We start from the raw sequence: 20979 nt of genomic DNA on the forward strand, positions 1-20979 counted from the left end.
GCGCGGTTAGGCGGGAAGTCCCGCCGGTGTCGATGTCCGGCGCAGGCGCCACTGCGCCAGGCCGATTTCCAGTGCCGCCAGGGCCAGCCAGAAGAGGCAGTGCAACCCGATGCCGCGATAAAGCGCAATGAAGAATGCATGTATCCGCTCGGCCAGGATGCTCGCCACGAATTCGCCGTCGGCCAGTGATGCCAAGGATTGGCGCAGCGCAATGCGCGTGGTTTGCGCGTCGATATGCGCGAGTTTCTGCAGGCGCTCCACCAGCACGTCCTTGATCGTTTCGCGAAACGCGTGTGCCCCCAGCAGCGCGGCACCCGCCGCAGCCAGTTGCCGCAGCGCGCCATTCCCCATGGCCTCCGGTGCCTGCACGGCTTGGTCAACGGCGGCGTCCACCACATGCTCAATCGAAACCGTAGACAACTGCGGATGCTGTTCAAGCAGCGATTGCAGTTGCACCTGCATCGCGCCGAGCGTCTGCTGCGTCAATGTCCGGATGACGGGGCGAGCGGTCTTCAGATGTTCTGCCAATGTGCCTTCCACGCACACGGCCAACGCGGCTTGCATCGCGCAGATTGCCAGCACGACGGGCAGATACAGGAAATACAGGCGCGCCACCCAACGCCCGATCCGAGTGCGCCGCCGCAGCAGGCCGGCACGATGCAGCCCCCATACCGCCATGACGCCCAGCACCAAACCGGCCAGCAGCGCCAGCGCGGCGTACAGCATCAGTTTTGCGACCGGCACGAACTGTGCAATCGACCAGAATTGAGCCCACAGAGACATAGGGTTTGGAATGTATCGGAAAGCGCGGGATTGTGACGAATATAAAGGTTATCACTCGTCATTCCGATGGTAAAAGTTAAAGATCAAGTGACCATTGCCGTCTTTGTGCGGTGCGTCACCTTTTCTACAATGGCCCTCGTTGCGAAGGTCGGATGGGCGTTCTGTGTGATAGAACAAACGGGGTGCGCCGCCTTCGGGTCCGTGGAGCTTTGGCATGCGTTCGATTCGCGCGGTGGTCTTCGACGCCTATGGCACGTTGTTCGACGTGTATTCCGTGGCTGCGCGCGCCGAGCAACTCTTTGCCGGCAAGGGCGAGGCGCTGTCGGTGCTCTGGCGTGACAAGCAGATCGACTACACGCGCATCCGCTCGCTGGCGGGCCCCTCGGGCGAGCACTACAAGCCGTTCTGGGACATCACTATTGATGCGCTGCGTTATGCGGCGGCACGCCTGGGTGTAGAACTTTCCGCCCAAGACGAAGCCACGCTGATGCGCGAATATGCGTGCCTGTCGGCGTTTCCGGAGAACGTGCCCGCGCTGCGTCGTCTGCGCGAGATGGGCTTGCCGCTGGGCATTCTCTCCAATGGCAATCCGCAGATGCTCGACATCGCCGTGAAGAGTGCCGGCATGTCGGGGCTGTTCGATCACGTGCTGTCAGTCGATGCGGTCAAGCTGTACAAGACGGCGCCGCAAGCCTACGCGCTGGCACCGCAAGCTTTTGGCGTACCAGCGGAGCAGATTCTGTTCGTGTCGTCCAACGGCTGGGATGCCTGCGGCGCGACGTGGTACGGCTTCACAACGTTCTGGATCAACCGCCTGGGGCATCCGCCCGAGGCGCTCGACGTGGCGCCCACAGCGGCTGGCCACGACATGCGCGATCTGCTGCAGTTTGTACAGGCGCGGCAACAAACGCAGTAGCTAGATAGAAAGTAGGACCAACCAAGACCATCGGCCACCTGCAATGCAAGACAAGGCCGGGCCCGTTCAACCCTCACTCGACAAGCAACAATAGGAGAACCACCATGGCGCTCACGCTGCCCCAAGGCATGGAGATCAAGGCCGAGATCCTCCCGGCCTACGAAGACATTCTGACCCCCGAAGCACTGGCGCTGGTTGCCAAGCTGCACCGTGCCTTCCAGCCGCGTCGCAAAGAGCTGCTGGCCGCCCGTGTCGAGCGCGCCAAGCGCCTGGACGCCGGCGAGCGCCCGGATTTCCTGGCCGAGACGAAGGCCATCCGCGAAGGCGACTGGAAGGTTGCCCCAATCCCGCCCGCACTGCACTGCCGCCGCGTTGAAATCACTGGTCCAGTCGATGCCAAGATGGTCATCAACGCGTTCAACTCGGGCGCGGACAGCTACATGACCGACTTCGAAGATTCGAATTCGCCGAGCTGGCACAACCAGATCCAGGGCCAGGTCAACCTGAAGGCCGCCATCCGCCGCACGCTCACGCTGGAGCAAAACGGCAAGACGTACAAGCTGAACGACAAGATCGCCACGCTGCAAGTGCGCCCGCGCGGCTGGCATCTGGACGAGAAGCACGTGCTGATCGACGGTGAGCGCGTCTCGGGCGGCATCTTCGACTTCGCGCTGTTCCTGTTCCACAACGCGAAGGAACAGATCGCCCGCGGAGCCGGCCCGTTCTTCTACCTGCCGAAGATGGAAAGCCATCTGGAAGCACGCCTGTGGAACGACATCTTCGTGATGGCCCAGAACGAGATCGGCCTACCGCAAGGCACGATCAAGGCCACCGTGCTGATCGAAACCATTCTCGCCGCGTTCGAGATGGAAGAAATCCTGTACGAACTGCGTGAGCACAGCGCTGGCCTGAACGCTGGCCGCTGGGACTACATCTTCTCGTGCATCAAGAAGTTCAAGGTCGACAAGAACTTCTGCCTGGCCGACCGCGCCAAGGTGACGATGACCTCGCCGTTCATGCGCGCCTACGCGCTGCTGTTGCTCAAGACTTGCCACAAGCGCGGTGCGCCCGCCATCGGCGGCATGAGCGCGCTGATCCCGATCAAGAACGATCCGGAGAAGAACGCCATCGCCATGGCCGGCATCATCGGCGACAAGAAGCGTGACGCGACCGACGGTTACGACGGCGGCTGGGTGGCGCACCCAGGTCTGGTCGAGCCGGCCATGAAGGAATTCGTGGCGGTGCTGGGCGATAAGCTGAACCAGTTCGAGAAGCAACGCCCGGACGTGGAAGTGAAGGCTGCCGACCTGCTGGACTTCCAGCCGGAAACGCCGATCACGGAACACGGCCTGCGCATGAACATCAACGTCGGCATCCACTACCTGGGCGCATGGCTGGCCGGCAACGGTTGCGTGCCGATCCACAACCTGATGGAAGATGCTGCCACGGCGGAAATCTCGCGCTCGCAAGTTTGGCAGTGGATCCGCTCGCCCAAGGGCAAGCTGGAAGACGGCACGAAGGTCACGGCCGACCTCGTGCGCAAGCTGATCCCGGAAGAATTGGCCAAGGTGAAGGAGACGGGCGCGGTGGGCCATTTTGACCGCGCTGCAGTGATCTTCGAACAGATGTCGACGTCGGAAGACTTTGCAGAATTCCTGACACTGCCACTGTACGAAGAAATCTAAGCGACGCTTGAGGCTCGCAATGGAAACGCCGGCTGGGGTAACCCGCCGGCGTTTTTCATTTGGCGCAAGGTTCGCCGCGCCGCGCGATAATGTCAGGAAATCTTGCGGAGGCCGCTTTGCGCTTTGAACACCTGGTGGAAGTCAACGATCCACTGAACCCCCTGATCGATACGCTCACTCTCAACCAGATCTGGCAAGGCCTGGTGCTGCGCGTGCGTGAACAAACCGAATTTGTCGAAAGCCTGGACGAATGCGTCATCACCGCTGAAGGTGACGGCTGGGTCGAGCGTGAACTGCGCTTCGGCAAGGCACGAATCCAAGACCGCGTGACCCTGGAGCCGCACAAGCGCGTGACCTACACGACCGCGGCCACTGGCGAACATGCCGGCGGCTCGCTCACGATGACGATCGAGACGAACGACACCAACGCGGCGTTCATCCGCTTCGTCTACGACACCACGCTGCCCAGCGCAGATGAGACCGGCGACACGCGCTATTCCGAGATCGTCAAATCGGCCTATCGCGAGAGCGATATCGATACCGTGCGCCGCATTCGCGAGATTGCCGCCACGGGCCGTCTCGGCTGATTGCTCCACCACCCGCCCGTTGCGTGGAGGACGCACCGGGCAGGGTTTGTCCCCCAAGTCGTCTCACATCACTAGAACGAGACCATGACGACATTCACGCCCACCCTGGAGGCCCTGCGCGCCCGCTACGGCGAGCGCTTCAAGTGGCTGGTGTTGTTCACGCTGATGGTGGGCGCGGTGTCGTCCGTCATCTCGGCCACCATCGTCAACGTGGCGATTCCCGATCTGAGCCGGCATTTCATGCTGGGGCAGGAGCGGGCGCAGTGGGTGTCGGCCAGCTTCATGGTGGCGATGACGCTGTCGATGCTGCTCACGCCCTGGCTGCTGCTGCGCTTCGGGCTGCGGCGCACGTTCATCGGCGCGTTGCTGCTGCTGGGCGTGGGTGGGCTGGCGGGTGGGTTGTCGCCCAACTACGAGGTGATGATCACCATGCGGGTGGTCGAGGGCATTGCCGCCGGCATCATGCAGCCGCTGCCGAATATCCTGATCCTGCGCGTGTTTCCCGAGCGGGAGCAGGGCAAGGCGTTTGGCCTGTTCGGCTTTGGCGTGGTGCTGGCGCCTGCAGTGGGCCCAAGCGTGGGCGGCTTCCTGGCGGAGCTGTTCGGCTGGCGCTCGATCTTCTTCGTGGTGGTGCCGTTCACGATGCTGGGCTGGATGATGGCGCGGCGCTTCATGGCGCTCAACTCGTCCATGGCGGGTGAGCCCAAGCCGCTCGATTGGCGCGGGTTGTTGCTGATCGGCGCGGCCACGGCGTCTCTGCTCAATGGGCTGGTGGCGTTGCATGCGGATGCTGCACACGGCGTTGTGCTCATGGCAATCGCTGCTGTGTGCGTAGCGGGCTTCGTGTTCTGGCAGCGGCGGGTGGAGTCGCCGTTGCTGGATCTGCGGCTGTTCAGCTATCGGCAATTTGCGATGGGGGCAGTGGTCGCGTTTATCTACGGAGCGGGGTTGTACGGCTCGACCTATCTGGTGCCGGTGTATATGCAGGTGGCATTGGCATACGCGCCGTCACGCGCGGGGCTGGTGCTGCTGCCGGCTGGGATGGTGCTGGCCGTGACCATCATGCTGGCCGGGCGTCTGACCAACCGTATCGAGCCGTTCCGACTAGTGTCGTTCGGGCTGGCCGCACTGGCGTTGTCGTTCTTCCTGATGGCGACCAACACGCGCGCGACGAGCTACCTGTTGCTGATCGCCATTGCCATCATCGGCCGCATTGGACTGGGTTTCGTGCTGCCGTCCCTGAGCCTGGGTGCCATGCGCGGTGTCGATTTCACGCTGATCCCGCAGGGCTCCAGCGCCGTCAATTTCCTGCGGCAGCTGGGTGGGGCGATTGGCGTGTCCGCCACGGGCATCTTTCTACAATGGCGGCTCGCCTCGCGCGGCATCGAGACCATTCACAGCGCGGCGGTCGACCCGGAGGCGCGCATTCTCGCCTTCGATGAGACGTTCATCTTTCTCGGTACGCTGTGCGCGCTGGCGGTGTTGGCTGCGTGGCGCATGCGCCGACGCGAGGCGGCGGTCGTGTCCGCCGCGCAGTAAGAGCACGCACCTTTCCCGGTAGCACGAACCCCGGCGCGTTTCCGTTCGGGGATGTGCGCATGCCAGGCCCCATCGCCGCACCGTTTTCCTTCGTGTGGCGGATTCCCTCTGCACCCGCATGCTTGCGGTCTGCGCATCCATGTAGCGCATTTGTGCTACATACCCGCGGCGTTCAAGTCGGTAGGGTCGCCATCGCAGCGGCCACCCTGGCATTCGCTGGGCTGGCGATCGATGCCTTGCCACGGGATGAGGGAACACCATGTTTGTCGAGACCAATGAAGCACTTGCAACGCAACCGCCACGCCTGACGGCGGGTCAATCCATGACCGATCCGTTTGGCCGGACAGCCAACAGCCGCGTGCTGTTCCGCGATGAGGGCCTGGGTGTCCTGACCTGGGCTAGGAACGATGCGCGTGCCAAGTTCAATGCGCATCTGTTCAATGGGAGCCGTGGGTTAGGCGAGTCGAAATCCGGCAGTTTTGACGCTGGCAGCGGCACGCCGGACGCCTATTTGCGCCATGCTCTGGCGGTTGGCCGGGTCATGTCAGATGACTACGACGAGTGCTTTGCGCTCAAGCGCATTAGCCTGGCACCCGCCGGCAACGAGCTTGCGAAGGTGACGTGGGAGATTTCCAACCTGGGCGGTGCTGTCGCGGTGGCCAAGACCGCACTCCCATCCTTCACCTTTACGGACAATGTCAATCTGCGTGACGACAAGATGCACATGCAGACCCCGGGGGCGCTGGCGATTGCGGATCTCGACGGCATGGTGATCGATGGGCGCACGCGCGATGAAATCATCACTGTGCGCGAAACAACCGGCCGCGACCTGACGCTGGAGGTGTTCAACTTTGCCTGGGGCGTGCCGGCCTCGGCCACGGCAATCCGTCTGCCCGATCCGTTGGCTTTCCTGCCGCGGCTGGGCGAGTCGCAGCGCAGGCCCGGCACCGTGATCGTCAAGACCGGCGATTTCAGCGGCAACGGCAAGCGGCAGATCCTGGTCGTCTACTACGCGGCAGAGCGCGCGAACCCAGACAAGATGTGGATCCAGGCCGTGGTCTACGACTACACGGTGAATGCGAACAACCGCACCACCGGCCTCATTCAACGCGAGAAGATCATCGTTGCCGACAAGGTCGCGGGAAACACCGGGCTGGATGTGGCAGTCGGCGATTTTCTGGGCCTCACTGGTCAGCGCAAGATTGACGGCGTGCCGGTCGGGCTAGGGCGCGAACAGGTGGCGGTGATCTACCACGCGGACGGCCGGCGATCCGGGGGGAACGACAACATCTGCAACCTGATCGTGACGATGCTTGATCGCGATCCGTACTACGCGCTCAAGGAGGGGGGCGTGCTGGCGGTGCGCCATCACCATAAGGTGAACAACCGCGATGATTTCAAGAGCCGCGTAAAGACGCCGGATCAGGTCTATCTGCAGGGGCCGAGAAAGCAGGTGTTCGCGCTGGCGGCGGGGCAGTATCGGTTGGATCCGGCCAAAGGCTACACGCTGGGCCGCAAGCAGCTGGCGGTGGTGTATTCCGTGCTGGCCACCGAAAGAAAGCCGTTTGCCGTCTATGACGATACCTACAACTACCTCAAAGCGGTGGGGTTCTCCGTCTCGGCGGCGCAGGCCGGTGGCGATGGCGCAGCGGCCCCCGTATGGAGCTTCACCTGGTACGGCCAGGCCCAGACCCGGGACACCGGCGAGCTGATCGTGCAGCTCGACGCCAAGGCGGCCAATCTGTTCGACGGGCAGATCAATCCGCCGACGCCGACCGACACACTCGTGATGGCCAGCCTCACCAACAACGGCGGGGGTAAGCCCGGGGTGGTCACCCTGCATCGAGGCACATTGAACGTCGATGGTCCGCAGGGGATCAGCATTGCGGACTACGACGAGAAGAACGCATCAAGCGACCCAGGATTCGGCTCTGCTGACAATACCGGTGTTGCTGTCGTTGCCTACGACTTCCAAGGGCGATCGACCCAGTTGGGGCCGCCGGTGCGCATCACGATCAACAACATCCTCAGTACAAGCTACGTCCTGCAGGAGCCGCCCAAACATATTGACTACCTGCCCAACAACGATCCACCGACTCCGCTGGGCATAGTCAACGTCAGCCTCAATCCGAGCTTCAACATCACCTACACCGACGAGCAGAGCAAGCAGGTGACGACCGCCCGCACCAACATTGTGGCGGACACGTTCAACCACAGCGATGAGCTCACCGTGGGTGCCGGTGTGACGGTTGGCGATATCAAGAAAACCGGTATGTCGATCAACGTGACCGAGACCGTCAAGTTCGGCTACGCCTACAACGAGAAGACCACCGAGTACGGCAGCGAGGGCAGCAGCCTCTCCACCAAATTGTCGGCCAGCACCAATTGCGACGATGCGCTGAGTTACGTGCTGGAGACCACCGACATTTATCGTTACCGCATGCTTGGCCGAAAGACCGCCAGCGGCGACTACGTCTTCGTCGATATTTCGGTGCCGCGTCCGTTTCCTGACCAAGCGGTGTCGTGCGACGGCAGCATGTTGCCCGATGTCTATCAGCCCACTCACCAGAACGGCAACGCGCTGAGCTATCCGGTGCTCGCGCCCGGCATGAACGTTCGCTACACGCCTGCCGACATGGGCGGGTTCCGCCGCCCCAGTAAGACACCCGGACAAAGCGTCGAGGTGACCGAACCGCTGACCACGCCGATCCTGTACTTCTGCAACGGCAACAGCGAAGCCGTGGACATCAGCTGGAGTGCCTCTACGGCCGAGACCAATAGCTTCGAATACAGCAAGACCCTCAGCGGCAGCTCCGACACCACGGTCTCATACGAGGCATCGGCGGAATATCTCCTCTTCAGCACGAGCGTCAAAGCCAGTTTCAAGACGTCGACGGGTGGCAGTCATGGTTGGACCAACCAGCGCGTGAACAACATCACCGGCACACGCACCAGGAAGCTGCTGCTGACCAAGCCGAGCAGCAACAAGAACATGGGCTACGGTTTTCTGCCGCTGTTCTACGTGACCAGGGACGGCACGCTCAAGATGGCAAGCGCCACCAGCTTTACCGAGGGTGTCGGCCAGGAGTGGTGGGCGAAAACCTACGCCGCGCCGGACGCCGCGCTCAACCTGCCATACCGTTTCCTGCCTGATGGCAGCGGCTTCAACACGCTGGATAACGCCCGCCGCATCCGAGGTGGATTGGCTTACTACGACAGCGTGAGTCAGACCACCGGCCAGCGCACGCCGGTGTCGGGGGCGGTGAAGCCGGGCACCATGCTGATGCTCGAGGTGCGCGTCCACAACTTCAGCCTCGGCAGCAGGCTTGGCGTAGCGCCGAACGGTGCGCTCAAGCCAGTCAAGGTCCGCTTTGACTATGTTGAGGTCGATCCCGTTTCACGAGAAGAAACCGGTACGCGTTCGATCATTGGCACCGCCGATGTCGAGTTTGTCGACGCAAACTTGGCCGACCCCTCGCATTCGCACGGTCAACGGTCAGCCACGGAGAGCAAGCATGTGATTCCACCGCGCGGAATCGGCCGTGCCCGCCTGGCGTTCAAAACCCCCGTGCTGCCAGAGGGTGCCCTCACGCGCGAGTACCGCATCTATGCTGTGGTCGACCCGGAGAATGAGATTCGCTGGCGTCGCAGTGACGGCACGCTTGCACCGCAGACGCACGTTCGCCACACCGACTTCGCTACGATCCGCCTGCGCAACATCCCGCTGCCCGGCGTTGAGTTCAAGATCGAACTGCAGGATCAGAATAAAACGGTGCTGGAGACGATCACCTATGTTTGTCGGGGCAGCGCGGGGCAAGCCGAGGTGCTCAACGCGCTGGCTTCTGCGTTGCAGGCGTCGCCGAAGTTCAAGGAGGCCGGTCTGCAGATCAATCCCGATGCGTTGCAGCCATCAGCCACGGTGATCCGCATCTCCAGTGCCACTGGCAATGCCAAGATCAAGCCGGGTGACGAACACCGCTCCGGCGTGGTGAGCGCAGACGGCAAGGCCATCTACTTCGTGCCAAGCGTGCGCAGCGCCAGCGGCCAGGCAACCACGCACAACGCCATCAGTATCACCAACGACAGTCCGGCGCAGAACAAGGAGGGGTGGTTCCCATTGGTGGTCGCATCAGCTGCGCAGACGGTAGCGTCGCAGAATGCATCGCTTACGCCATTGGCGGTGCGCAATGCACATGGCGAGCTGGCATCGGACTACGCGGAGGTGGTCGGCGGTCGGTACGCCAGTTTCCGCATTGGCGTCGACGCCGAGGTGGTTCAGGACACCGGTGGCTGGGCCGAAGTGTTTCTCGGTGAGCCGGAACGCGGTGGGCAACTGCTTGGCACGATCGTTCTGCACCCGATGCCAGGCGGCGCGCCCAACTATGTGTGGGGTGAGTGGCTGGTTCCGAGCACCCCCGGCAGTTTCGCGTTGTTTGTGCGGCTGACCGGTGCCAATCAGGTAACCCGCAAGCTCATGAACCTCACCATCGTGGCGTAGCTGGCCTGTGCGCAACAAAAAAACCGGGCGCAAGGCCCGGTTTTTTTGTCTGGCGAGGCAGCGATCAGGTCGTCGCGCCGCTCTTCAGTTCTTCGACGAGGTCGATGTACTTCTGCTTCGCATCGTCTTGCGAGGTGCCCTTCAGGCCTTCCCACGCTTCAAACTTGTAACGGCCGACGATGTCGGTGAAACCCGGCTTGTCGCCGTGCGCGTCGCCTTCAGCGCCTTGCTTGAAGAGGGCGTACAGGCGCAGCAGCGTCATGTTGGCAGGGCGCTCGGAGAGGCCCTTGACGTCGATCTGGGCTTGGTCGAAACGGGCTTGCAGGTCGCTCATGATGATTCCCGGCTGAAAACAATGGTCCGGCGATGATAGCGCCGGGGTCGCTCAGCCGGGCCGTTTGAATTCGAGGATGCCTTCGGTTTTCTGCCCAATTTTCCGCACGGGCTGCCGTGGGTTTGGGCATTCAGCCGTCACACCAGCCGGTACAATGCCGCCATGCCCTGGATTCTTGCTTTCGATACCTCCACCGAGTTCTGTTCCGTCGCCCTTGGTGACGGCACGCGCACGCTGTTCCGTCACGAGCACACCGGTGCGCGCTCCAGCAGCCGCGTGCTGCCGGCTGCCGGCGAGTTGCTGGCCGAAGCCCGCATCGCCTTGACCGATTGCGCGGCAATTGCCTTTGGCGCCGGGCCAGGTTCGTTCACCGGCCTGCGTACCGCGTGTGGTGTGGCGCAGGGCTTGGCCTTTGGGGCCGATCTCCCGATTGTTCCCGTCAATTCGCTGGTGGCCTGTGCCGAGCAGACGCGTGCCTCGCTGCCAGCGGGCACGGCCGTGACCGTTGCGCTCGATGCGCGCATGGACGAGTGCTACTGGGCCAGCTTCGTGCCCGCCGATGCGACACAGGATGCTTCGGGCTGGCACGCGCTGTCGGCCATCCAGGTGAGTGGCCCGCAAACCGTGGCCGCACCAGCGCAGCCGTACTGGCTGGCTGGCAACGCCGCCACGGTATTTGGCGATCAATTGAGCGTTGCAGCTGGCGCTGCCGTGGTGCTGCCCGAGGTGGCACCACACGCACGCGAAATCGTCACGCTCGGGCTGCGCCTGCTGGCTGCCGGCCACACGGTCCGCCCGGAAGATGCTGCTCCGCTGTACGTGCGCGACAAGGTTGCGCTCACCATCGAAGAGCGCCAGGCCGTGCAGCAGGCCAAGGCTGCGGCAGGGCCCCACGCATGAGCCTGATTGACAACGCACTGGCCAGCGTGACCGCGCAGACGCCACTGCCTACCGGCTGGCGCGCCGAGCGCATGACAGCACTGGATCTGGCAGGCGTAGCAGCCATCGAGCAGGCCGCGTTCGCCTTTCCCTGGTCGCGCGGCAACTTCGAGGATTCGCTCAAGTCTGGTCACCTCGGCATCGTGCTGCGTGACGGCGGCAACGAGGTTGCCGGTTACCTGATCCTGATGCCGGTCGTTGATGAGATGCACCTGCTGAACGTGACGGTGGCACCCGTCTGGCAGCGGCAGGGACTGGGGCGGTGGCTTCTGCATCTGGCAGTGGCACTCACACTGGCACATGGCTTTGGCAGCCTGCTGCTGGAAGTGCGGCCGTCCAACACCAGCGCGATTGCGCTGTATCGCCGCGTCGGGTTTGCTGAGATCGGCCGCCGCAAACGCTATTACCCGGCCGAGAACAACACGCGGGAAGACGCGCTCGTCATGCGCATCGTCTGCGAAGCGAGCGGGGTGGAGGCAGCATGAATCGTCGATCTCGCATGCTGGAGGCGCTGGGTGTCTCCAATGAATGGATGTTGCGCGGTGCCGAGTCGGTTGAGGCGGAAATCGCCGAGGTTGTCGAGATTCCCGAGGTCGCCGTCGCTGAGCCGGTTGCCTTTGAGACTGTGGTGGCCGCCCCGGCGCCCGTCGTTGCGCGTGTCGAGGTTCCTGCAACGCCTGACATGATCGACGTGCCGAGCGATGCTGTTGCGCCTCGCGCCCAACGCATCGCCGCGTTTGACTGGGCCCAGCTTGAAGCGGCCGTTTCTGGCTGCACGTCGTGCAAGCTGTGCGAGCGCCGCACGAATACTGTCTTCGGCGTTGGCGATCGGCAGGCGGAGTGGATGCTGATCGGCGAGGCCCCGGGCGAGCAGGAAGACAAGCAGGGCGAGCCTTTCGTCGGCCAAGCCGGCAAGCTGCTCGACAGCATGCTGCGTGCGATTGGCCTGTCGCGCCAGGAGGGTGAAGGACGGGGCGTGTTCATCGCCAACGTGCTCAAGTGCCGTCCGCCAGGCAATCGTGATCCTGAGCCGGACGAGGCGGCGATGTGCGATCCGTACCTCAAGCGTCAGATTGCGTTGGTCAAGCCGCGGATCATCGTGGTGCTGGGCCGCGTTGCTGCACAGAATCTGCTGCAGACGCAAACGCCGGTAGGCAAGCTGCGCGGCAAGGTGCATGAGGTGGAAGGCGTGCCCGTGGTGGTGACATATCACCCGGCTTACCTGCTCCGCACACTGACCGACAAGGCTCGCGCGTGGGAGGACCTCTGCCTCGCACGCAAGGTGTATGCAGAGCGCGGAGGCCAGTAACTTCGCACTCAGGTGAGCGCGACATATGCGGCCACCGCGAGCATGCACACCCCAAAAATCCACCCCTGAATGCGCAGCGCCCGCGGCGAGCGGAAGCGCTGCAGCACCATCTTGCCGCCCGCGATCCACGGGAAGTGGCATGCCACGCAAACGACCAGGAAGGCCGCTGTGAGCAGCGTCACCTGCGTTGCCATGCCCGCGCCAGGTTTCAGGAACTGCGCGAACATCACGACGATCATCGAGTGGATCTTCGGGTTGATCATCACGCAAAAGAAGCCCGCACCGAAACCCAGGTGCGAGGTGTCGCTCTCCTGCTTCGCACCGTTGGAGGGCGGCACTAGAAAGCCCTTGGCGAGGTAGAGCAGGTACAGCACGCCCACCCATTTCAGCGCCTGCTCGAAGGCTGGGTAGTCGTGCAGCACGCGGCCGAGCCCGAGGCCGTAGATCAGGCACAGCATCAGGTTGGCCGCCTCAAAGCCCAGCCAGAACGGTACCGAACCGCGGATGCCGAAGCGCCCTCCAGCGGTTGCCAGCAGCGTGTTGCCCGGGCCGGGGCTGATGACCATCGGGATGGCGTAGCCGAAGAAGGCGGCCCACAGTTCCCAAGCGAGCATGGCGTCGGTCTCCAATGACGGCGGCGCGTGTGCGCCGAAAGCGCCATTAGACGGGCGGCACGGCGCGGTGCAAAACGATCTATCCTCATGGCTTCGATCAACCAGGGTTATCGAGCAAACGCCATGCGACGATTGCCACCACTGGGCGCGTTGCGGGCCTTTGAGGCTGCCGCGCGCCACCTGAGCTTCACCCGTGCCGCCGCCGAGTTGTGTGTCACGCAAGCCGCCATTAGCCACCAGGTACGGCAGTTGGAGGATTGGCTCGGCCTGAAGCTGTTTGCCCGACGCGGGCATGCGCTCGCGCTAACGACGGAGGGCGGCGGTTACCTTGTTGAGCTGACACAGCTGTTCGACGGTCTTGCGGAGGCAACTGCGCGCTTGAGCGGACGCCCACAAGACACGCTGCGCATCAGCGCATTACCGTCGTTCGCCTCGCGCTGGCTGTTGCCGAGGCTGGGCGGTTTCCGCGCGCAGCATCCCGGGATCGAGCTCAAGCTGACAACCTCCACCGTACTGTGGGCGTACACCGACGACAGCTTCGACATCGGCATCCGTTCAGGGCTTGGCCGTTGGGTCGGCCTGAAAGCCGACCTCATCGCCCGTGAATACCTGAGCCCCGTGTGCAGCCCCGCATTGCGTGAGCCATTGGTGGAACCGATGGACTTGCGCCATGCCACGCTGCTGCATGACGAGCCGAAGGGCGCATGGCGCGCATGGTTCGAGCACGCTGGTGTGACACCGCCCCAGCGTACATCATCGGGTGTGGTCTTCAACGATGCGGGGATGGTTCTGCAGGCGGCTGTGGAAGGCCAGGGGGTGGCGCTGGGCCGATTGATGCTTGCTGCCGACGATCTGGCGGCCGGGCGGTTGGTGCAGCCGTTCGACGTGAGCATGCCGAACGACTTCAGCTACTGGCTGGTGTATCCGCGGGCCTCGGCCGGACGGCCCGAGGTTGCCGCGTTTCGCGCGTGGCTCCTGGCGGAGGCGCGCGGCGGCGCTTAATGGTGCTTGTCTTCGCCGATGAGCGCGGCGGTGTGATAGATCTTTTCGTTGATGCGATGCCGGCGCATCACCAGCGCCATCGTGATGCATACGAAGATGCCGAATGACACGATCACGATGCTCACCGGCACGTTGAACTTGATGAGCAGTGCGTACAGGCACAGCATCAACAGTACCGAAACGTTCTCGTTGAAGTTCTGTACGGCAATCGAGTGGCCCGCCGAGAGCAGCACGTGCCCGCGATGCTGCAGCAGGGCGTTCATCGGCACCACGAAGAAACCCGACATGGCGCCCACCACCATCAGGAACAGGTAGGCGATCAGCATGTACAGCGGCAGCTTCATCTCGCCGATGTGGAAGGTGACTTCGGGGATCGTGTGCTTGGTGTAGAACGCCATCAGCATGACGACGGCGCCCATTGCCACGCCCACCGGCAGCACGTCGAGCGAGCGGCGCAGCGGAATCTTCACGGCAGCCGCCATGGCACCGGCGGCCACGCCTACAGCCACCACGGCCTGCAGGATGGCGCCTTGCGAGAGGTTCAGCTCAAGCGATTGCTCGGCCCACTTCAGCACGATGAACTGCAGCGTGGCGCCGGCGCCCCAGAAGAGCGTGGTTACCGCCAGCGAGATCTGGCCTAGCTTGTCGCGCCACAGGGCGTTAAAGCAGTCGGCAAATTCGGAGATCAGGCGTACCGGGTTCTTTTCCTGCTGCGGATAGCGTGCGCCGGTATCGGGAATACGCAAGTTGAACAGCGCTGCGACCAGATAGAGCGCCATGATCACGAGCATGGCCGCTTCGGCCGGCGTGTCGATGGCTTCGAGGCCGGGAATGTCGAATGACAGCAGCCACGTCGATATGTGCTTGGAGATGAGCGCGCCGCCCAGCACGGTGCCAAGGATGATCGAACTGACAGTCAGCCCTTCGATCCAGCCATTGGCAGCAACGAGTTTCTCCGGGGGAAGCAGCTCGGTCAGGATGCCGTACTTGGCAGGCGAGTATGCCGCCGCACCAAAGCCGACCACGCCATAGGCGAGCAGCGGATGCAGGCCGGTGAGCATGACACCGCAGCCCAGCAGCTTGATGGCATTGGTGATGAGCATCACCTTGCCCTTGGGCCTGGAGTCGGCAAAGGCACCAACGAAGGCGGCAAGCAGAACGTAAGAGAGCACGAAGAACAGCTTGAGCAGCGGCGTCATCCACTGCGGGGCATGCATCTCTGTGAGAAGGGCGATGGCCGCGATCAGCAGCGCATTGTCGGCGAGCGACGAGAAAAACTGCGCCGCCATGATGGTGTAAAAGCCCTTCTTCATACCTTCGAATTCGTCCCCGTAGAGCGCGGTGCCAATCCCGTCTTCACGACGCACAGGCGCGGTGCTGGCGTACGGAAGCTTCCCTTCCAGGTCGCCGGCCGAGCGATACATCGGCTGACCGGCCGTGCAGCGCGCAGGCGCACGAGTGCAGCATACGTGCCACTGCCCGCGCGGGCTCCCTAGCTGTGGTTCCCTTTGCCGGATCAGTTCGGTGCTGCAAGACACGCATCGCCGGACAACCGCAGGAATCTTCACTGACAGGCGTCCGAGGCATGCGTTCCGCTCGGTGCGTCTTTTGGTCTCGCCTGCCCACACGGTCAAACTGTATGCGATGCCATCGTGCAAAAAGAAGTGGTCGTTGCCCAACTTTCCTTATGCCGCCAATGCATCACGTATGTTTGCCCATGCCTAAATTGAACGGCTTTATAACATGAAACTTGTGCGCTTCCGGTGACGGCAGCGCACTTTCTTTTTTGCCGATCAGCCCAACGGCGCGAACCAGTTGGCGTCCTGTGGTCAAATAGAACGCTGATCGCGCGGGGTTGGCCATAATGGCTTCGCCAGCCGCGCAGCACTTATTGCATTGCAACACCGATGTCGCACCACAAGTGCGACATCGCACCAACGTTCTGCAGGTTTGCCGTCATGCCAAGACCCATTCAGGCCGTCATTCACGGCCCCGCACTTGCCAACAATCTCCAGGTTGCCCGCCGCCACGCCCCGAACTCGCGCGTGTGGGCAGTCGTCAAGGCCAATGCTTACGGCCACGGCATCGAGCGTGCCTACGAAGGCCTGCGCCAGACCGATGGTTTCGGGCTGCTCGATCTCGATGAGGCCGTGCGTGTGCGCCAGCTCGGCTGGCAGGGGCCGGTTCTGCTGCTGGAAGGCTTCTTCAAGCCAGAGGACCTCGCCATCGTTGAGCAGCACCGACTGACCACGACCGTTCATAGCGAAGACCAGTTGCGCATGCTGGAATTGGCCCGTCTGAAAGGGCCCATCAGCGTGCAGCTCAAGATCAACACTGGCATGAGCCGCCTGGGCTTCGTACCGGAGGCTTACCGTGCCGCGTGGGAACGTGCACGTGCCATTTCCGGCATCGGCACCATCGTCCACATGACGCACTTTTCCGATGCGGATGGTCCGCGGGGCATCGAGCATCAATTGGCAGCCTTCGAGCAGGCCACGCAAGGGCTGCCGGGCGAGGCATCGCTGTCGAATTCTGCCGCCACGTTGTGGCACCCGAAGGCGCATCGCGACTGGGTGCGCCCGGGCGTGATCATGTATGGGGCCTCGCCGACGGGACTTGCCAGCGATATCGAAGGCACCGGCCTGATGCCTGCCATGTCGCTCAAGAGCGAGTTGATCGCCATCCAGGACCTGCAGCCGGGCGACACCATTGGCTACGGCTCGCGCTTTGTGGCGGAGCGCCCGATGCGTATCGGCGTGGTGGCGTGCGGCTATGCAGACGGCTACCCGCGTCACGCACCCGGTTGGGGTGACCAGTTCACGCCGGTGCTGGTTGACGGCGTGCGCACGCACACGGTGGGCCGCGTGTCGATGGACATGATTACGGTCGACCTCTCGGGCATGCCGAATGCCCGTATTGGTACACCCGTCACGCTGTGGGGCGAAGGCCTGCCGATCGACGAGGTGGCCCACGCCGCCGGTACTGTCGGCTATGAGTTGATGTGTGCGCTGGCGCCGCGCGTGCCCGTGACCGTTGAGCCGGTTGAAACGGCTGACGCAGGCGACCTTGGCAAGGCGGCCTGAGCGCCGTATCCAGTCACACACGCAATACGAAGATCAAGCGGCCGCTCAGCAAACGCAGCGGCCGCAAGCAGGGGGTTTTTTGGCCAAGAGCAAGACGGTCTATACGTGCACCGAATGCGGCGGCACGGCGCCGAAATGGGCAGGGCAGTGCCCACATTGCCAGCAGTGGAACACGCTGGTGGAAACCGTGGCGCAGCCGGCATCCGGCGCGGGCGCACGCTTCCAGTCGCTGGCATCGAGCGCAACGGTGCGCAAGCTGTCGGAGATCGATGCAGAAGACGTGCCGCGCTTCTCCAGCGGTATCGATGAGTTTGACCGTGTACTGGGCGGTGGCCTGGTAGGTGGTGGTGTGGTGCTGATCGGCGGCGATCCGGGCATCGGCAAATCGACGCTGCTGCTGCAGGCGCTGTCCAACCTGTCGGCCACGCGCCGTGTGCTGTATGTGAGCGGCGAAGAATCCGGCTCGCAGATCGCGCTGCGTGCCCATCGCCTCGGCATCGAAAGCCAGAACCTGGCGCTGCTCGCCGAGATCCAGCTCGAACGTATCCAGGCAACCATCGAGACGGAAAAGCCCGAAGTCGTCGTCATCGATTCGATCCAGACGCTGTATTCGGAGGCGTTGACCTCTGCGCCGGGCTCCGTGGCGCAGGTGCGTGAATGCGCGGCGCAACTCACGCGCATTGCCAAGCGGCTGGATGTGACGACCATCCTGGTTGGCCACGTGACCAAGGAAGGTGCGCTGGCGGGCCCGCGCGTGCTCGAACACATCGTCGATACGGTGCTGTACTTCGAGGGCGACACGCATTCGGCCTATCGACTCGTGCGCGCGTTCAAGAACCGTTTTGGCGCCGTCAACGAGCTGGGCGTGTTTGCGATGACGGAGAAGGGCTTGCGCGGTGTGGCGAATCCGTCGGCGCTGTTTCTGTCGCAGCACGAACAGGTGGTGCCGGGCTCGTGCGTGCTGGTGACGCAGGAGGGTACGCGGCCACTGCTGGTGGAGATTCAGGCGCTGGTGGACACAGCCAATGTGCCGAACCCGCGCCGTCTGGCCGTGGGGCTGGAACAGAACCGGCTGGCGATGCTGTTGGCGGTCCTGCACCGCCACGCGGGCATCGCGTGCTTCGACCAGGACGTGTTCCTCAACGCAGTAGGAGGGGTGAAGATTACCGAGCCGGCAGCGGACTTGGCGGTGCTGTTGGCGATCCATTCGTCGATGCGCAACAAGGCGCTGCCGCGCGGGCTGGTGGTGTTTGGTGAGATCGGGTTGGCGGGCGAGATTCGCCCCACGCCGCGCGGTCAGGAGCGTTTGAAGGAAGCGGCCAAGCTGGGCTTCTCGGTTGCCGTCATCCCGAAATCGAATGCGCCCAAGCAGCCGATTGACGGTCTGGAGGTGATTGCCGTCGAGCGTATCGAGCAGGCCATTGACCGGGTGCGGGCGCTGGAAGCCTGATCCTTCAAAATTTCGCAACGGTGTCGCTCGCACCATTTGAAAGTGCCCGAGCTGTTGCAATGCGATAATTCGCCAACTTTTCTCTACGACCCCTCTGAGTTGACGCCGTCATGCAAGCCAATTCGCGTGCCTTTTTCCTGCTGATTGCCGTGATCTCCTTCGGGGTGGTCGGCTATGCGTTGTATCTGCAGCACGTGGAGGGGTTGCAGCCGTGTCCGCTGTGCATCCTGCAGCGGTTCGCTTTCCTCGGGATCGGCGTGTTTTCCTTGCTGGCGGCGCTGTCGTCGGCCACGCGGCTGCTGTGGCACGGGCTGGGCATGCTGTCTGGGCTGGCGGGGCTCTGCGTGGCGGGGTATCACGTGTCTCTGCTGCTGAACCCGAAGGCCACGTGCGGGATCGACCCGATCGAAAACTGGGTCAATGCGCTACCTACCGCCAAATGGTTGCCGCAGGTGTTCGAGGCGGATGGCCTGTGCGTCGGGCCGATGCCCCCGGTGCTGGGTGTGTCGGTGCCGGTGTGGTCGCTGATCTGGCTGGTGATTTTGTCGCTGACGCTGGTGGTGGCGATGATTCGCCGCGAGCGTCGTTAAACCGGAGCGATCGACCGTGCAACGCGTTCTCGTCAGCGCATGTCTGCTGGGTCAGCCAGTGCGCTATGACGGCGGCACGGTCGTCACCGAGGGCGGCATCCTGGCGCGCTGGCAGATGGAAGGGCGCATCGTGCCGATGTGCCCTGAGATGGCCGGCGGCCTGCCGGTGCCGCGCCTGCCGGCGGAAATCCACGGCGAGGGCGGCGGTGCTGCCGTTCTACGTGGCGCTGCCCGTGTGGTCGAGCACCATGGTCATGACGTGACCGATGCCTTTGTACAGGGCGCGCAACGTGCCCTGGAGGCAGCACAGGAAGCCGGCGTGCATGTGGCCGTGCTGACCGAGCGCAGCCCGTCCTGCGGTTCTGCGTTTCTCTACGACGGTACGTTCTCCAGCCAACTGCAGCCCGGTGAGGGGGTGACGGCGGCGCTGCTGCGCCAGCACGGCATTCGCGTGTTCAGCCAGCATCAACTGGAAGAGGCTGCACGCCTGCTGGACGAACTGGACCGCGCTGGTTCAGTCGGCAAATCGTAGCGGCAGGGCGAGCTGTACAGGCTCGTCGTTCTCCTTCACCACGCTGTTGCGCTCGGTAAAGAGCGGGTGCTGCATCGCCTCTTCCATGCGCAGCACGGGCGTGACGCAGCAGTCGGCATCAGCAAAACGCGCGGTCCATTCGGCTTGAGGGGCGGTGAGAAACAGCGCCGCGAGTTCATCGCGCAGGGCACGTGCGTCCTCACCACCAACGCGCTGGCCGAGTGCCCAGTGCTTGTCCTTCCATTCGGGCTTGCCGATGACGTCACACATCGCCTGCCAGAACTTCAACTCCAGTGCGCCGACGGCCATGAAGCGGTCATCTGCCGTGCGATAGACGCCGTAGCACGGCACGCCGCCGTTGAGCAGGTCAGCACCGGCGGGGCTCGCCTTGCCGCGCATGCCGACGGCAAAGAACGCCATCAGGTTATGCGCGAACACCGAGTCCGTCATTGATACGTCGACATGGCGGCCGCGTCCGGTGGCGCGTGCATCCACCAACGCCGCGAGGGTGCCGACCACCGCCATCAACGCACCGCCCAACAGATCGCCGATCTGCACGTTGGGGACGATGGGCGTGCCGTTGGCACTGGTGAGCTGATCCAGCATGCCCGCATAGCCGACGTAGTTGATGTCATGACCCGCCGCTTGTGCGAGCGGGCCATCCTGGCCGTAGCCGCTGATGGAGCACATCACCAGCGCCGGGTTGGCAGCGCGCAGTGTGTCCCAGCCGACGCCGAGGCGCGCCATGACCCCTGGGCGGAAGCTCTCGATCAGCACATCCGCATGGCGTGCGAGTTCGATGAGCGCTTCGCGGTCTTCGGCAAGCTTCAGGTCGAGCCGCGTTTCGGTCTTGCCGCGATTGAGCGAGCGGAAGAACAGGCTCGGGCGTTCGGCTGCACGGTCGGCGGGCGTGCGCATCATGTCGCGGGCGTAGTCGCCGGGGCCTGGGTCTTCGATCTTGATGATCTCGGCGCCGAGATCAGCCAGGTGGCGTGTGGCTGCAGGGCCGGGCAGCAGGCGCGTGAGATCGAGCACGCGCACGCCTGCCAGCGGCTGGTTGGTGGAGGTGGCGGTGTCCGGCGACGGGGTTGTCTTCAACAAGGTCTCCTTGGCCGGAC

Annotated in this window: 18 protein-coding genes; 13 read left to right on the forward strand and 5 right to left on the reverse strand. The window is 63.4% G+C overall.

Annotation, left to right across the window (positions count from 1 at the left end; translation table 11 throughout):
* Positions 1–6: 6 nt before the first annotated feature.
* Positions 7–783, reverse strand: coding sequence for a hypothetical protein (locus ACS13N_RS14865; RefSeq protein WP_438932340.1), 777 nt, complete (start codon positions 781–783; stop codon positions 7–9).
* 214 nt (positions 784–997) lie between these two features.
* On the opposite strand from ACS13N_RS14865, the gene ACS13N_RS14870 reads away from it, so the two are divergent.
* The 5 genes from ACS13N_RS14870 (at position 998) to ACS13N_RS14890 (ending at position 10008) form a co-directional block, all read left to right on the forward strand.
* On the forward strand, positions 998–1699 hold the full coding sequence (locus ACS13N_RS14870) for a haloacid dehalogenase type II (RefSeq protein ID WP_438932341.1): 702 nt from the start codon (positions 998–1000) through the stop codon (positions 1697–1699).
* 104 nt (positions 1700–1803) lie between these two features.
* A complete protein-coding gene (gene aceB, locus ACS13N_RS14875) occupies positions 1804–3384 on the forward strand; it encodes a malate synthase A (RefSeq protein WP_438932342.1) in 1581 nt (526 codons plus the stop codon).
* Positions 3385–3500: 116 nt separating this feature from the next.
* Positions 3501–3971, forward strand: a complete 471-nt coding sequence (locus tag ACS13N_RS14880; RefSeq protein ID WP_438932343.1) for an SRPBCC family protein — start codon at positions 3501–3503, stop codon at positions 3969–3971.
* An 84-nt stretch (positions 3972–4055) separates the two neighbouring features.
* On the forward strand, positions 4056–5510 hold the full coding sequence (locus ACS13N_RS14885) for a DHA2 family efflux MFS transporter permease subunit (RefSeq protein ID WP_438932344.1): 1455 nt from the start codon (positions 4056–4058) through the stop codon (positions 5508–5510).
* A 259-nt stretch (positions 5511–5769) separates the two neighbouring features.
* On the forward strand, positions 5770–10008 hold the full coding sequence (locus tag ACS13N_RS14890; RefSeq protein WP_438932345.1) for a hypothetical protein: 4239 nt from the start codon (positions 5770–5772) through the stop codon (positions 10006–10008).
* 64 nt (positions 10009–10072) lie between these two features.
* Here ACS13N_RS14890 and ACS13N_RS14895 read toward each other — a convergent pair whose 3' ends face one another.
* Entirely contained in the window at positions 10073–10342 is a 270-nt protein-coding gene (locus ACS13N_RS14895) for an acyl-CoA-binding protein (RefSeq protein WP_438932346.1), read from the reverse strand.
* Positions 10343–10504: 162 nt separating this feature from the next.
* Between ACS13N_RS14895 and tsaB the strand changes: the two genes are divergently transcribed.
* Genes tsaB through ACS13N_RS14910 form a run of 3 tightly spaced genes read left to right on the forward strand, consistent with a single transcriptional unit; the run spans position 10505 to position 12590 of the window.
* The gene (gene tsaB / locus ACS13N_RS14900; protein WP_438932347.1) at positions 10505–11242 is read left to right on the forward strand and encodes a tRNA (adenosine(37)-N6)-threonylcarbamoyltransferase complex dimerization subunit type 1 TsaB; all 738 of its coding nucleotides are present in this window, start codon (positions 10505–10507) and stop codon (positions 11240–11242) included.
* On the forward strand, positions 11239–11766 hold the full coding sequence (gene rimI / locus ACS13N_RS14905; protein WP_438932348.1) for a ribosomal protein S18-alanine N-acetyltransferase: 528 nt from the start codon (positions 11239–11241) through the stop codon (positions 11764–11766). The genes tsaB and rimI overlap by 4 nt, the downstream gene beginning before the upstream one ends.
* Positions 11763–12590 (forward strand): uracil-DNA glycosylase, encoded by an 828-nt coding sequence (locus ACS13N_RS14910; protein WP_438932349.1) that lies wholly within the window; start codon positions 11763–11765, stop codon positions 12588–12590. The genes rimI and ACS13N_RS14910 overlap by 4 nt, the downstream gene beginning before the upstream one ends.
* Before the next feature lie 8 nt (positions 12591–12598).
* Here the strand turns inward: ACS13N_RS14910 and ACS13N_RS14915 are convergent, their stop codons facing one another.
* Positions 12599–13204 carry a LysE family translocator gene (locus tag ACS13N_RS14915; protein WP_438932350.1) on the reverse strand — a complete coding sequence of 202 codons (606 nt, stop codon included), beginning with the start codon at positions 13202–13204 and terminating at the stop codon, positions 12599–12601.
* An 87-nt stretch (positions 13205–13291) separates the two neighbouring features.
* Here ACS13N_RS14915 and ACS13N_RS14920 point away from each other — a divergent pair, with 87 nt between their 5' ends.
* The gene (locus ACS13N_RS14920; protein ID WP_438932351.1) at positions 13292–14206 is read left to right on the forward strand and encodes a transcriptional regulator GcvA; all 915 of its coding nucleotides are present in this window, start codon (positions 13292–13294) and stop codon (positions 14204–14206) included.
* Here ACS13N_RS14920 and lplT read toward each other — a convergent pair.
* A complete protein-coding gene (gene lplT / locus ACS13N_RS14925; protein ID WP_438932863.1) occupies positions 14203–15519 on the reverse strand; it encodes a lysophospholipid transporter LplT in 1317 nt (438 codons plus the stop codon). The two genes, ACS13N_RS14920 and lplT, sit on opposite strands and share 4 nt — an antisense overlap.
* A 645-nt stretch (positions 15520–16164) precedes the next feature.
* On the opposite strand from lplT, the gene alr reads away from it, so the two are divergent.
* The 4 genes from alr (at position 16165) to ACS13N_RS14945 (ending at position 19861) form a co-directional block, all read left to right on the forward strand.
* Complete coding sequence (alr, locus tag ACS13N_RS14930) at positions 16165–17289, forward strand: alanine racemase (RefSeq protein WP_438932352.1); 1125 nt, start codon at positions 16165–16167, stop codon at positions 17287–17289.
* Positions 17290–17368: 79 nt separating this feature from the next.
* Positions 17369–18739 (forward strand): DNA repair protein RadA, encoded by a 1371-nt coding sequence (radA, locus tag ACS13N_RS14935; RefSeq protein ID WP_438932353.1) that lies wholly within the window; start codon positions 17369–17371, stop codon positions 18737–18739.
* 110 nt (positions 18740–18849) lie between these two features.
* Positions 18850–19329: a disulfide bond formation protein B gene (locus tag ACS13N_RS14940; RefSeq protein ID WP_438932354.1), complete on the forward strand. Its 480-nt coding sequence runs from the start codon at positions 18850–18852 to the stop codon at positions 19327–19329.
* Between the two features lie 16 nt (positions 19330–19345).
* Positions 19346–19861, forward strand: a complete 516-nt coding sequence (locus ACS13N_RS14945; RefSeq protein ID WP_438932355.1) for a DUF523 domain-containing protein — start codon at positions 19346–19348, stop codon at positions 19859–19861.
* Here ACS13N_RS14945 and ACS13N_RS14950 read toward each other — a convergent pair.
* Positions 19844–20959, reverse strand: coding sequence for a CaiB/BaiF CoA transferase family protein (locus ACS13N_RS14950; RefSeq protein ID WP_438932356.1), 1116 nt, complete (start codon positions 20957–20959; stop codon positions 19844–19846). The two genes, ACS13N_RS14945 and ACS13N_RS14950, sit on opposite strands and share 18 nt — an antisense overlap.
* Positions 20960–20979 lie beyond the last annotated feature (20 nt).

This window comes from Ralstonia sp. 24A2 (genome assembly GCF_051783885.1).
Taxonomy (GTDB): Bacteria; Pseudomonadota; Gammaproteobacteria; order Burkholderiales; family Burkholderiaceae; genus Ralstonia.